General features: G+C 45.6%; 12 protein-coding genes, 1 tRNA gene and 1 pseudogene. 8 read left to right on the forward strand and 6 right to left on the reverse strand.

The annotated features are described in order from the left end of the window. A pseudogene (locus ABLA33_RS08925) lies at window positions 1-425 on the forward strand (hypothetical protein); the annotation flags it as partial. A gap of 188 nt (window positions 426-613) precedes the next feature. Next, window positions 614-1,015 carry a pilus assembly protein HicB gene (locus ABLA33_RS08930; RefSeq protein ID WP_311491212.1) on the forward strand — a complete coding sequence of 134 codons (402 nt, stop codon included), beginning with the start codon at window positions 614-616 and terminating at the stop codon, window positions 1,013-1,015. Between the two features lie 262 nt (window positions 1,016-1,277). On the opposite strand, the gene ABLA33_RS08935 is transcribed toward ABLA33_RS08930, so the two are convergent. The 6 genes from ABLA33_RS08935 to ABLA33_RS08960 all read right to left on the reverse strand — a co-directional run bounded on the left by ABLA33_RS08935 (window position 1,278) and on the right by ABLA33_RS08960 (window position 6,536). Next, window positions 1,278-1,351, reverse strand: a tRNA-His gene (locus tag ABLA33_RS08935). Window positions 1,352-1,470: 119 nt separating this feature from the next. Further along, on the reverse strand, window positions 1,471-2,229 hold the full coding sequence (locus ABLA33_RS08940; protein ID WP_347720040.1) for a lysophospholipid acyltransferase family protein: 759 nt from the start codon (window positions 2,227-2,229) through the stop codon (window positions 1,471-1,473). Window positions 2,230-2,272: 43 nt separating this feature from the next. Further along, window positions 2,273-3,433 carry a metallophosphoesterase gene (locus tag ABLA33_RS08945; RefSeq protein ID WP_347720032.1) on the reverse strand — a complete coding sequence of 387 codons (1,161 nt, stop codon included), beginning with the start codon at window positions 3,431-3,433 and terminating at the stop codon, window positions 2,273-2,275. Continuing rightward, window positions 3,430-4,350, reverse strand: a complete 921-nt coding sequence (locus ABLA33_RS08950) for a vitamin B12 dependent-methionine synthase activation domain-containing protein (RefSeq protein ID WP_347720033.1) — start codon at window positions 4,348-4,350, stop codon at window positions 3,430-3,432. The genes ABLA33_RS08945 and ABLA33_RS08950 overlap by 4 nt, the downstream gene beginning before the upstream one ends. Further along, complete coding sequence (locus ABLA33_RS08955) at window positions 4,347-5,687, reverse strand: dihydroorotase (protein WP_347720034.1); 1,341 nt, start codon at window positions 5,685-5,687, stop codon at window positions 4,347-4,349. Before ABLA33_RS08955 ends, ABLA33_RS08950 begins: the two co-directional genes overlap by 4 nt. Before the next feature lie 96 nt (window positions 5,688-5,783). After that, complete coding sequence (locus ABLA33_RS08960; RefSeq protein ID WP_347720035.1) at window positions 5,784-6,536, reverse strand: polyprenol monophosphomannose synthase; 753 nt, start codon at window positions 6,534-6,536, stop codon at window positions 5,784-5,786. Between the two features lie 696 nt (window positions 6,537-7,232). On the opposite strand from ABLA33_RS08960, the gene ABLA33_RS08965 reads away from it, so the two are divergent. The 6 genes from ABLA33_RS08965 to ABLA33_RS08990 all read left to right on the forward strand — a co-directional run bounded on the left by ABLA33_RS08965 (window position 7,233) and on the right by ABLA33_RS08990 (window position 13,339). Beyond that, window positions 7,233-8,309 carry a TlpA disulfide reductase family protein gene (locus tag ABLA33_RS08965; protein ID WP_347720036.1) on the forward strand — a complete coding sequence of 359 codons (1,077 nt, stop codon included), beginning with the start codon at window positions 7,233-7,235 and terminating at the stop codon, window positions 8,307-8,309. 180 nt (window positions 8,310-8,489) lie between these two features. Then, the gene (locus ABLA33_RS08970; protein ID WP_311491219.1) at window positions 8,490-8,636 is read left to right on the forward strand and encodes a hypothetical protein; all 147 of its coding nucleotides are present in this window, start codon (window positions 8,490-8,492) and stop codon (window positions 8,634-8,636) included. A 6-nt stretch (window positions 8,637-8,642) separates the two neighbouring features. Then, complete coding sequence (locus tag ABLA33_RS08975) at window positions 8,643-9,542, forward strand: LysR family transcriptional regulator (protein ID WP_347720037.1); 900 nt, start codon at window positions 8,643-8,645, stop codon at window positions 9,540-9,542. Between the two features lie 888 nt (window positions 9,543-10,430). Then, window positions 10,431-11,204: a Nif3-like dinuclear metal center hexameric protein gene (locus tag ABLA33_RS08980; protein ID WP_347720038.1), complete on the forward strand. Its 774-nt coding sequence runs from the start codon at window positions 10,431-10,433 to the stop codon at window positions 11,202-11,204. Between the two features lie 29 nt (window positions 11,205-11,233). Further along, on the forward strand, window positions 11,234-12,106 hold the full coding sequence (locus tag ABLA33_RS08985; protein ID WP_311491222.1) for a C4-type zinc ribbon domain-containing protein: 873 nt from the start codon (window positions 11,234-11,236) through the stop codon (window positions 12,104-12,106). A gap of 72 nt (window positions 12,107-12,178) precedes the next feature. After that, complete coding sequence (locus ABLA33_RS08990) at window positions 12,179-13,339, forward strand: glycosyltransferase family 1 protein (RefSeq protein WP_347720039.1); 1,161 nt, start codon at window positions 12,179-12,181, stop codon at window positions 13,337-13,339. Window positions 13,340-13,487: the final 148 nt, after the last annotated feature.

A 13,487-nucleotide genomic window follows, 5' to 3' on the forward strand; every position in this document is an offset into this window, starting at 1 on the left:
AGGCAAGCGGAAGCTTAGATGGAGTAACGATCAAGGCAAATGAGCCTACAAACTGTCCAGCCTTCTATCATGCTGCTCACTACGATCCGGGTGTGGCTGTAACGAATTTGAAACGATGGTATCTTGGCGCCAATACAGATTGGAAGAATCTTTACCTCTATGTTGGCTTTGGAACGGACACAGAGGTGAATGCTTATAGCTCTTATCGGGCTTGGTATTATCACGTTGTCAATAAAGCATTTGCAGATGCAGGAGGTTCTTCACCCATGCCTTCTACTTCAAATTTAAAGGATTATTGGTCAAGTACATATTACTCTGACTTTAATACAGGAATCGCTCGTGCTTTTAATACTGGTTATACAGATGGAACCCGTTCGATACAGATTAATGAAAAAGTATACATCCGCGCTTTCATTCATTATTAAATACAACTCGAATTTTATAGATACGAGAGTTCTCAGTAAGTTAGAATTTTCTTTATTGCTGTCTCGTCTATTCTATATAAGGTATTGCTTAGGCGTTAATTGTCTGAGCAATACTGCTCCTTTTTAAATTTTAGTGTGTTACGTATTTTAAGAACTCTGTATTTGTGTAAACGAATGAAATCAGAGAAATGGCAAAGAAGATTTTAGTAACGGTTGAATATGGAGAAGATAACACCTACTCCTGCTACAGCGAAACAGCCATAGGAGATTATGCCCTTATCGATGGAGACGGTAATACCGTTGCGGAAGCAAAGGCGGATTTTCTAAGAGCGGTGGAAGAATGCCGTGAGGCTTATCCTGATGATAAAAGGTATAGCGAATTATCTTTTGAGTACAAATATGATTTACGATCGTTCTTTAATTATTTCAGTTTCCTCAACGTGTCAGACATTGCTAAACGTGCTGGTATCAATCCCTCGCTGATGCGCCAATACACCAGCGGAGTGAAAACTGCTGGGGAGAAGACTTACGAACGTTTGTCCTCCTGCATTGAGCAGATAAAAAAGGACTTAAATGCCGCATCGTTCTAAAGTTCGGTATATTTCAAGGAAAAAGAATTCTTTGAGCCGTCTACACACGAGTGTAGGCGGCTTTTTGCGTATCTCTTCGTCAGTGGATATAAATGTAGCTTTATTGTAGTGCCTTGTTTTTAGCTTTAAAAGTTTTGTGCTAAAACATTTTGTATTACTTGTAATATTTAGAAGCTGCTTATAGAAACTTCTACTATGTGAGTAAGAGAAAAGAAAAAGCGGAAACTCTTTATTTATAAGAGATTTCCGCTTGTTTTCTTTGGGTGCCCAGTGGGATTCGAACCCACGACATTCAGAACCACAATCTGACGCTCTAACCAACTGAACTATGGGCACCATGTTATTAGTGTGCGTTCCTTTTGGAATGCGAGTGCAAAAGTATTACAAAGTTTTGGAATGTGCAAGACTTCTGTGAACTTTTTTGCGATTGTTCTTTTTCTCGAAGGGAAAAATTGTTATTGATCATCATTGCGAACATAACCTTGATATTGGGCGGGAAGGTCGTTCATGATAGTTTGATAAGCTTCCTCCATGGTAGTTCGGATGTCCTGCGTGCCTTTTCCTGAGGGATAGATGGGTGCGTGGATGATGAGTTCTAACGGATGGTGCTTCACAAAGTTGAAGCCGTCCTGACGGCGGAGTACATCAAACGAACCATTGATGGTGATGGGAACGATGGGCAATTGGAGTTCATCAGCCAGTTGGAATGCTCCTTTTCGAAAGATACCCATGTGTCCCGTGAAGGTGCGCGCTCCTTCGGGGAAGACAACGAGTGAGGTACCACCTTGTAGCGTTTGGCGGGCGTGGTCGTAGGTCTCTTTGATTTTACTTGGTCCAGATTTGTCAACGAAGATGTGGTGGGCTTTCTGGCAGGCGTAGCCAATGAGCGGAAGTTGGCGGAGCGACTTTTTCATCATCCATTTGAAGTTGCGGTTCAAGAAACCATAGACGAGAAAAATGTCGAACGGGCCTTGATGGTTGGCCACAAAAACATAGCTCTGACCACTCTGAAGGTGTTCGCGGCCAGTGACGTGGATGGGGAGAAATAGGAGGCGACAGATGAAGCGACTCCAAAGCATTGCGGGATAGTAGCCCCAAAAGTGGGCACTGCCTACCATGCAACCAATACTGGTGGCGAGTGCTGTTAGGATTGTGGCAAGAATGCCGAGGGGCAGAACGATGAGGAGTTGATAAATGCGATACATCGGGGGAATGTGCTAATTAATGAATGTGCTAATTTGGCAATGTGCTAATGTGTCAATGTGCTAATGTAATAATGTCTATTTCGGGCCACGCGCCAAAGCGGAAGGGGAGGAGTACTTCACCTACGCCAGGGCAAACAAGAAGAGCTTGATTGCCTTGTTGGTAGAGGCCACTCCACTGTGGATAGAACCATGCTGCGGGCGACCATTTGCCAATCTGAAACTGCATGGCGTGGGTGTGACCAGAGAACATGAGCGGAATGTCAGTATGTGGTAGAATCTTTGCATCCCAATAGCTGGGATCGTGTTGCAGAAGGATTTGGAAGCAGTTGGGAGAAACATTTTTGCGTGCTTGCTGTAGTTTCGCACGACGGGGAAAGCTTGGGCGGTTCCCGTGATTTTCCAATCCGATAACGGCAATAGAATCGTTGCCGCGGTGAAGAATAATATTCTCGTTGAGCAGGAGCTTCCAGCCCATATTGCGTTCCTCTTGTTGGAGCTGACGAACAGCGGCGAGGCGCTCGGCAGAGCTGTTCCAATGGAAATAAGTCAGATAGTCATGATTCCCCATAACGCTCACTACGCCATCCCGCGCCTTGAGCTGGCTGAGGATGTTGCGGAAAGGCTCTATCTCTCGAACGTGATAGTTCACCAAGTCGCCCGCGAAGACAATCAAGTCTGGTTGTTGCGCATTGATGCTGTCGACGATTTGCTGCACCACATCTTGATGGTGGCGGAGAGTGCCGAGATGGAGGTCGGAGATGAGCGCGATGCGGTAGCCTTTGAATTGTGGCGGAATAGAAGAATGCGTAAACGTAAATTGTTTCGTTTGTATGCGCTTATACCCCAGTGTGAAACTATAGAGCATAAGTATGAAACTGAATGTTCCGGCAAGGTACGCGCTAACGGTCATGCTACGTCGAAAGATATTCTGCTTCTTCCCTATGCGCCCGATGAGCAACAATAAGGCGGTGAGCGTTTCGGGCACAACAAGGCAGAGAGTGGCGGAAAGCAGAAAACCTTTCACGGCATCAGCTGTCATGGTGTAGCTCTCATTGATGGCCATGAATGTTAGAGCCAAGAGCAAGAGCAGATGGGGAAGCGCAAAGAGCAGGCGTGCCCAGCGCGGCCATTTGTTGCGAAAAACGAGGCGGTCTATACCCCAAGCCGGCAAAGTCAGTAGGGCAATGAGCAATATAAGAATACGAGCTATCATTCGAGATTGCGTGATAAGAATTTGCGTAGTTGTGGAATAGGGAGATTGCGGCGGCGCGCATAGTCTTGGAACTGATCTTCGCCAATGCGTCCAATCCCAAAATAGTATGTGCTAGGGTGGCCGAAGAGCAGTCCGCATGCCGAGGCGTGCGGCAGCATCATGCCCGTTTCGGTGAGTTGGATACCGATGCGTCCAAAGTTCAGAATCTCATCGAGCAAGAAGATAATGGACTGATCAGGTATTTGCGGATAGCCCACAGCCGGACGTATGCCTTGGTATTCATCATTCCATATTTGTTCGTGTGTGAGCTGTTCGTCGGGAGCATAACCCCAATAGATGCGGCGCACATCGCGGTGCATCAGTTCGGCCGTGGCTTCGGCCAGTCGGTCGCAGACCGTTTGGTAGAGCATACGCTCATAATCGTCAGCAAACGACTCCACTTGACCATCGGAGCGATGAAAAGAGACGCAGAAGATGCCCATGACTGAAGCTATATCGTCCTTGATATAGAGTTCGCGAGGGCGAATGAAATCGGCCAAACACAAGTGAGGGTCTCCAGCGTGCTGAACATGCTGCTGCCTAAGGAAGGGAATGCTCCATCGTCCTCGAGAATCCTCCACGATAATATCCTCTTCCTCTGACCAAGCTGGATAGAGTCCGAAGCAGGCAAAACCTTTGTGTGTGAGGTCGAGACGGTTGATCATGCGGGTGGCGTCATCGAATAGTTTTGAGGCTTCTTTGGCTGCTGCCTTATCCTCTTCAGGGAAGCTATTGATCCATTCTTGTCGGCAAGCTGGGCAGTTATGAACGGCCGTCACGCCAGCAAAGCGAGGTTGGAGGTTCCAGGCGTTGAAGAAGAACGGCCAGTTGATAACTTCGGCCAACGTATGAGCGTAGTATTTCAGTTCTTTAGTCATCGGGAGAAGCTAACAGGCAATCCGTGGAGATTTTCGTCCACGAGGTGTCCTTTATTATATATAAGGTCTCCGTTGCAATATGTTTTCTCAATACGCCAACGGAAGGTATGGCCTTCCAACGGACTCCAATTGCACTTGCTGCGAATCTGATTCGGGGTGAGTGTCCACGGACTATTGGGACGCACCAATACGAGGTCGGCCTTGTAGCCTTCGCGCAAGAAACCGCGATTTTCAACTTGATAAATTCTGGCAGGATTATGGCACATGAGTTCCACAAGGCGCTCGATGCTGAGCACACCCTCATTGGTGAGTCCGAGCATGGCTGGTAAGGAAAATTGTATCATGGGCATTCCCGAGGTGGCGCGTGCTGCTCCGCCCACTTTGTCCCTCAGATGATGGGGCGCATGGTCGGTGGCGATGGTTGAGATGGTGCCATCGTTGAGCGCACGGCGCAGTGCCTCGCGATCGGCGCGTGTTTTGATGGACGGGTTACACTTGATACGGCTGCCCAATCGGATATAATCTTCATCGCAAAAGAGCAGATGCGGCACGCATACTTCCGCTGTGATATTCGGATTGGTAGGGCTGAAGAGCTCCAGTTCGCGAGCGGTGGAAATGTGAGCCACATGAAGTCGCGTCCCGTATTCCTGCGCCAGGGCCACTGCTTCAGCTGTGGATTTGTAGCACGCTTCGGCAGACCGGATAAGTCCGTGATAGCGTATGTCTGGATCTGCTCCGTATTTCTCTTTGTACTTCTTCATGTTGGCAGCAATAGTGGGCGTATCCTCGCAGTGCACCATTAAAAGCGTAGGAGTTTTTTCGAAGATGTAGCGGAGAACCTTTTTGTCGTCGACGAGCATATTTCCCGTGGATGCTCCCATGAAGAGTTTCACGCCAGCAATGCTGCGCCACTTGAGTTGTGGCAATAGTTCATAGTTGTTGAGCGTTGCTCCGAAATAAAGCCCGAAATTGACATGACTCTTTGTGGCTGCCGTGTCGTATTTTTCGTTGAAAGCTTCGAGGGTTGTGGTGGTGGGGAGCGTATTGGGCATATCAAAAACAGTTGTCACGCCTCCTGCCGCGGCAGCGTAGCTTTCCGTTTCGAAGTCGGCTTTCTCCGTCAGACCTGGATCGCGGAAATGTACGTGCTCATCAATGACGCCTGGAAGCAGGTAGCAGCCATCAGCATTTACCACTTCCATGGGAGGCTCATCTGGAACGGCGTCTTTCCCCTCCAAAATCTGACCTATTTGGTTGTTATCTATCAAAAGAGAACCGACAAACTGTCGGCCCTCGTTAACAATGATAGCATTCTTTATTTGAATTCTTTTGTGCATAGTTCTGTTATAAAATAAAAAGAGTGTGACGATTGCTTATCACAACTGTAGCAATCTTTAAAAACCACAAAACGCCCCATTGGAGGGGCATTCTGCTTATTTCTTTCTCGGCTTAATTTGTCCGGTCATTGCTGCCCAGCGCAGGCGCATAACGCCGAAGAGTGCCTCGCCAAAGATGCCACCACTCATCTTGCTTGTGCCTTCGCGGCGGTTGACGAAGATGACAGGCACTTCCTTGATTTTGAAGCCCAACTTATAAGCCGTGAATTTCATCTCGATTTGGAAGGCATAGCCCTTAAAGCGGATGGCATCGAGATCGATGGCCTCGAGCACCTGGCGGCGGTAGCATTTGAATCCCGCTGTTGTGTCGTGAAGCTTCACGCCCAAGACGGTACGTACATATTTAGAAGCGTAGTAGCTCATGAGCACGCGTCCCATCGGCCAGTTGACAACATTGACACCACTCACATAACGCGAACCTATGGCTACATCTGCGCCATCTGTTGCGCAAGCTTCGTAGAGCCGCGGCAGGTCCTTCGGGTCATGGCTGAAGTCGGCATCCATCTCAAAAATATAGTCGTACTTCTGTTCGATAGCCCATTTGAAGCCTGCAATATAGGCTGTTCCCAGTCCGAGTTTGCCACAGCGCTCTATGATAAAGAGACGGTTCTTGAACTCTTCTTCCATGAGGCGTTTCACAATGGCGGCAGTGCCGTCGGGCGAACCATCGTCGATGACGAGGATGTTAAACGCGTGTGGGCCGAGGCCAAGAACGGCTCGGATTATCTTTTCAATGTTTTCTTTCTCATTGTATGTGGGTATGATAACAATGCTATCGCTTCTATCCATAGTCGAAATGGTGTTTTATTATATTTGTGGCGAAGTTAGATAATTATTGCCGATTTTCCCAAACGAAAGCAAAGTTTTTTAGTTCCTCTTCCGTTAAGATGCAATGAGGATGCGCATCGGAAAACGGGAGAGAGAAATGCCTATTTTAGGGTGGTTTTAGAAACTCTTAAAGCGGGCTAAAAATATCCTTATTGTGTCAGCTGATACAATAAGGAAGCCAGCTGACGCAATAAGGCTATCAGCTGACAGCCTTATTGTATTTTTGCTCCCCCTTTATGATATTGTAAAACAGATGTTTATGATTCTTGTTCGAGGTCTTCTTGTGATGTTTGAGGAAGGAGTGGGGCTGCAAACATTTACTGTGGGCAGAAGCTCCTCCTTGCTCCTTCTTTTTGCAGGAATCATTTTCCAAAAAAGGAGATAGTTACAACCTAAAATTCTTCAAATACATTTCCATCCTCGTCCTTGTATTATATATATGACTATAGAACGTGTATTTGAGATAATAAGGACGTAAGTAGACAAGATAAGTTGTCTCTGTTTTTTTAGAGTATAGTTGTTCGGGTGTAGGCGTTTTACGTTTCTTAGCTTTATGTGTATTTCTTTTGGAATCACTACACATAAAAAAAGATAAAAGCTGTGGGTATGTAGCAAAAAACGTTATCTTTGCAAAAAGTAATATTCAAACTGATCAATATGAAAAAAATAGCAGCGTTGGCACTTGCGCTTTTAGCCGTGCCGAGCTTTGCACAGAAGTATTCTGTTACGGGACAAGTTCCTAAGGAACTCAAGAAGGTGTACCTCTACAACCTCGAGTCGCAGAATGATCAAGCACCCGACAGCGTGGTAGTCAAGGATGGCCACTTTAGTTTTTCAGGCGATGCACAGGGAAAACTCTTCGCTATGCTTTTTGCTAATGATGGAGGCTATTCAGTTCCAGTTATTTTGGACGGAAATGTAACTGCTGATTTGGTGAAAAATGTTATAGCAGGTACGAGTGAGAACGAAAAGCTCTCTGCTGCTATATTGCAGTTAAAGCCTTACACCGACGCGTTTCAGAAAGTGTTAGGAGAAGTGCACAAGTATCAGCGAGAAGGGAAAGAAATGCCCGAATCTATGCAGCAGCAACTTGAAAGTGCTTATGAGAAAGCCATCGCGGGCATGACTGCTGATTTGAAAAAGATATGTGATGAGAATATGCAGTCCATTTTCCCTGCTTATTTCATCAGTTCTCATTACAACAACATGGATAAGGCAGACATCATTCGATATGCCGATTCTAATGCTGCTTTTATGAATGTGGGAATGCTCAAGCGTTTGCGCGCGAGTGTTGAAGGCTGGAAACGTCAGCAACCAGGCGTGATGTTCACTGATATAGAGTTGGCCGATACCGCTGGTGTTCAGCATAAGCTTTCCGAGTATGTAGGTAGAGGCAATTATGTGTTGATTGATTTTTGGGCTAGTTGGTGTGGACCTTGTATGCGTGAAATGCCCCAGGTGAAGGCACTTTATGATAAGTACCACGCAAAAGGTTTTGATATTGTTGGTCTGAGTTTCGACCGCGACCATAAGAATTGGGTGGGAGCGATTCAGCGCAAAGGGCTGAATTGGCATCATCTCTCTGATTTGAAGTACTGGGATACGCTTGCAGGGCGTACCTATGGAATCAATGCTATACCTGCTACGTTGCTAGTGGGTCCTGATGGAAAAATTGTAGCTGCTAATCTTCACGGAGAAGAGCTAGCTGCAAAGTTGAAAGAGATTTACGAATAATTTCGCGTATAAGAGAGGGCGGACTTTGCAGGGAAACTCAAAAAGAACTTGCAATGTCCGCACTTTGTTTTATTTAGCTATCGGTTTTGACGATAGCAGATATAGATAAAAAGATTGTAGAAACACTTGTGGAGCTTGCAGCATAGCGTACTTTTGCAACCAGAAAATGAAGGTAACGTTATGGCAAATGCTATTGTTGGTATCTCGGTCGCCGTTATAGTAACGACATTTGTGGTTTGCAATGCCCTCCACTTTTTTCGCACAGAAATGCGTCATCGCTCCATTCATGGAGCATCGTTTCGCTATTTTGATGTGCATGAGGACTAAGAGAAGATGGAATTACGCCAATTACGGTATTTCATAAAGGTGGCAGAACGTCTCAGTGTGTCAGAGGCAGCCAAAGACCTCTGTATCACCCAGAGCACATTATCTCAGCAAATTCGCCAGTTGGAAAATGAGTTGGGAGTACAGCTCTTCGACCGAACGAGTCGAGGTGTGAAACTGACAGAAATGGGCGTAGAAATGTTGCCTTATGCTGCGAAGACTGTGCAAGATGCAGAAGTTTGCGTCGATCACATCTCCGACATACAAAACCTCAAAGCAGGTGTGCTCCGCGTGGGAGTGTCATACAGTTTCGGATCAATGTTGGCCACAGTGCTTGCAAAGTTTATGAAATTGTATCCAGGAGTAAAGCTCGACATTCACTACAAGAAGACGGACCATGTGATGGAGCGCTTGTGTAATCGCCAAATTGATTTGGCGTTGGCTTTTAAGCCAGAACGAGTGTATCCAAATTTAGAGAGTAAAACGCTTTTTAAACGTAAGCTCTCGGCCATCGTCAACCGCTACCATCCATTGGCGAATAAAAAGACGGTTTCCTTGAAAGATTTACTGCCATTCGATATGGTCTTGGTGACCCATGGAATGCAAGCACGAGATCTATTTGAGGCGATTCTGAGTAAGACGGATATAACCTATCATGTACGAGCTGTACTGAATACCGTTCCTGCTATTCTGCAACTAGTGCGAAATTCACAGTTCGTCACAGTACTCTCAGAAGAAACTATTCGTGGGGACCGGTCTTTGGTTTCAATACCGATAGATGTTCAAGGCAATGTGATGGAAGGTTGTGTTCATTGGTTGCGCGACAGCTATGTGAAATCCTCAGCAAAAGAGCTTGTAAGGCTGCTGATGGAGGAGAATAATCTCCACGAGATAGTCAACGAAATTTGAAAGTTTATTTCTTGGTAAAAGTTTTTTAGGATAACTACATTGTAAAGGTGACCTTGTCACTTTTCGCCTAACAGGGGTCTTCGTGAGAAGGCGCCTGTTCTGGTTTTATAGGAGTAGGGGAGTTAGTGTTTCCTAATGAATCTCTCTGAGAATGCTGAAAAAGATTCTCCTTTTTCTTTTATCTCAAAAAAACAATCCTCTTTGTTAAATATCTTTTCCTCTTCTTTTTGCTTATCTAATAGTCCTTTCTCTTTTTGCTCATAAAAAAAAGGGCTTCCGCCCTTCTTCTTAGTGAATTGAAGCACACAGGAGCTTCAATCACGACTCATCTTCGAGTCTACATCTAACTTGTTACCTAAACTACAAACCTTTTACCAAAAGGTAAAACCTATGAAACATACACACATTTTAATACCTAATCAATTACTAACACCATCTTTTTTTTGTGTGCAGTCAACTCGAAAGGTTGCACCTCTACAGTCCTGTGTCACTTCCTTTCTCGTTTGACAATGCAAAGGTAGAAACTTTCTCCTAAGTATGCAAGTGCTAATGTGTCTTTTTTGCTTATTTTTATACTTTTATTACATAGATTGTAAAACAGACGTAACGAAAACGTATGATAAGTTGATAAAAGACTCCTTTTTGATAGAAAAGTGAATGTTTGAAACGTAAACCGGAGCTTGCAAAATAGGCGAAATGAAGGACAACCTTAGTAGGATGCTCGAAAAAAAGCGTGTGAAATGTTCGATTTGTTGAGGAATAAGGGCAGGAGATAAAGAGAAGGAGAAGAGTTAGCAGACAACTCTGCGACATTTAGCGGCAAAAGTCATTCTTGATGGCAGAAAAGGTGTAAGAATAAAAAGAAAATTGTATTTTTGCAAGCAGAATATGAAAATAAAGCAAGTAGCCGAGGCCCTTGAAAAGTTCGCGCCCCTGCCGCTGCAAGAAAGCTACGATAACGCTGGCTTGCAGATTGGATTAACAGAGGCGGAAGTGTCAAGGGTCTTATTGTGTCTAGACGTCACTGAAGACGTTGTTTTAGAAGCAGCCGAACAGGGTTGTCAACTCATAGTGAGCCATCATCCGCTTTTATTCCGTGGCGTGAAATGCGTTTCGGATAGTGATATGGTTCAGCGTTGCGTGCGCTTAGCTATAAAGCATGATGTCGCTATCTATTCTGCTCACACCAATCTCGACAATGCTGCGGGGGGCGTGAACTGGATGATAGCTGAAAAACTGGGGCTACAACATGTTTCTTTTTTGCAGCCTGTGGGCGAAGGAGGAAGCGGAATAATTGCAGAACTCCCAGAAGCTGAAGCTCCAAAGGATTTTTTGCATCGCGTAAAGAAAACTTTTGGTATCGACTGCTTACAAGCAAATAGAGGTCCCGAACGCATGGTGAAACGTATTGCGCTGTGTGGCGGAGCAGGAGATTTCCTTTTGGATGCTGCAATAGCGCGTGAGGCCGATGTGTTCTTGACAGGAGAAATGCACTATCATCAGTATTTCGGCCATGATGAGCAACTCTGGATAGGAGTTATGGGACATTATCAGAGCGAACAATTCACGGTTGAATTGCTCCGTCGATTGCTCCAACAGGCATTTCCAACGCTCGAACTATTGGAAACGACCAATACAACCAATCCGATACAATATATATAATAGGAATACATTTATATAAATATACAATTATGGCGAAGAAAATTGATCCCGCTGAACTGCCCGTAGAGCAGAAGCTGAAAAATCTGTATCAGTTGCAAACCACGCTGTCGGAGATTGACAAAATCAAGACACTGCGCGGTGAACTTCCCTTAGAAGTGCAAGACCTCGAAGATGAAGTTGAGGGTTTGAAGACACGTATCAAGAAGCAAGAGGAAGACGTTGAAGCTTTTAAGGCAGATATCGCTGAACGACACGAAAAAATCAAAGCTGCTCAAGAGGCTATTGCTCGCTACAAGCAACAGCTTGATTCGGTGAAGAACAATCGAGAGTTCGATATGCTCAACAAAGAGATAGAGTTTCAAGAACTTGAGGTGCAGTTGCAAGAAAAGAAAATCAACGAGGCAAAAAAAGCCATTGACGAACGCCACGCTTCTATGGAATCCAGCAATGCAATCATCAACGAGCGTATGGAAGACCTGACTGCAAAGCGTACGGAGCTTGAAGATATTGTAACAGAAACTAAGGCTGAGGAAGAAAAACTCCGCGAGAAGTCAAAATCTCTCGAACTTCTCATTGAGCCGCGTCTTTTAGGAGCGTTCAAGCGTATCCGCAAGAATAGCCGCAATGGTTTGGGTATTGTCTACGTACAGCGCGATGCTTGTGGTGGTTGCTTCAATAAGATTCCGCCCCAGCGCCAACTCGATATTCGTATGCACAAGAAAGTCATCGTTTGCGAATACTGTGGGCGTATCCTCGTAGATCCAGAGTTGGCTGGTGTGAAGATTGAAAAGCCTGTTGAGGAGAAACCAAAGCGCCGTCGCGCAACGTCTTCTGCCACATCTGCTCGCCGCACCACTCGCAAAGCAGCTGAAGAGCCTGCAGTGCCCGAGGCTGAAGCTTAATATTTTTTATGGTCCTCTTGTCTTTGATGGCAAGAGGACCCATTTTTTTTCTGCTTTCAGAGTAAAGAAACAATGAACGTACTCTTTGATTATCAAGCTTTTTACATTCAGAAACTTGGCGGAGTGTCCAACTGCTTTGCAAATCTACTGGCAAATATGCCCGAAAACATTCAGGCAGAGATAGCCATTCGCGAAAGCGATAATATTCACCTTCGCAGCAAGCACCTTGTTGAAGGATTACATCCGTGCCACCTCACGAAGAACAATTTCATCTGCCAACGCAAGTTTCCTCTGAAGCACGACCTCTTTAAGTTCTTTGCCAGCTTGTTTCCTCAACAAACATCGCTGGGTATCAATCGAAGCTACGCCATACAGTGTTTGGAAGAAGGCCGCTATGATGTTTTCCACCCCACCTTCTTCGATATGTATTTCATGAAGCATCTTCATGGAAAACCTTTTGTACTCACCGTCCACGATATGATTCCCGAGTTGTTCTTTAAGAAGGGAGATATGCAAATTGCTCGTAAGCGCGAACTGGTGAAGCACGCCGCTCATATCATCGCAGTATCGGAAAATACCAAACGGGATTTGGTGGATTTATTGCACGTTCCCGAGCAGCGCATCACCGTGATCTACCACGGCGCACCAGAAGAGGTTACATACAACAAAACACCTCTTTTCGATTTCAAATATCTTCTTTTTGTGGGGCATCGGACCGCCTACAAGAATTTTTGCCCCATGGTCCGCCACCTCAAATCTTTCTTGCAGCGCCATCAGGATTTGAAATTAGTGTGTACGGAAGCACCATTCTCTCAAAAAGAGTTGGCATTTTTCCAAGAGCTCGGAATTGCCGATCGCATAGTACATTTCCATGCCACCGATGAGCAACTCCTCACGCTCTATCATCATGCCGAGTGCTTTATCTTTCCCTCCATCTACGAAGGTTTTGGCATTCCCATTTTGGAAGCATACATGGCTGGCTGCCCCGTTGTGTTGAACCGAAAAAGCTGTTTTCCAGAGATAGCCCAAGATGCTGCTATCTATTTTGATATGGACGAGACGGGGTCGAATTTAGATGAGCAACTGGAACTTCTTTTCTCTGATTCCGCACAACGCACTTCGCTGCTTACGAGACAAACTCAGCGCTTGAAGGACTTTTCATGGAAAAAAGCTGCAACAGAATTGGCCGAAGTCTACGAACGAGTGAAAAACAAAGAACCGTTTTATATCTAAACAAAGAGCTGTAGTTAGTCCCGACTGTGGTAGAGCAAGATCGCTCACGCCTCCGGCGGAGACAGTTGTTTCCGCAAATCCCACGCCTCCGGTGGAGGCGCACCATGCTTAACCGCGGGTGATGCCCGAGCGGAGCGAGGGAGAACCC

The organism is uncultured Alloprevotella sp. (assembly GCF_963536905.1).
In the GTDB taxonomy this organism is placed as follows: domain Bacteria; phylum Bacteroidota; class Bacteroidia; order Bacteroidales; family Bacteroidaceae; genus Alloprevotella.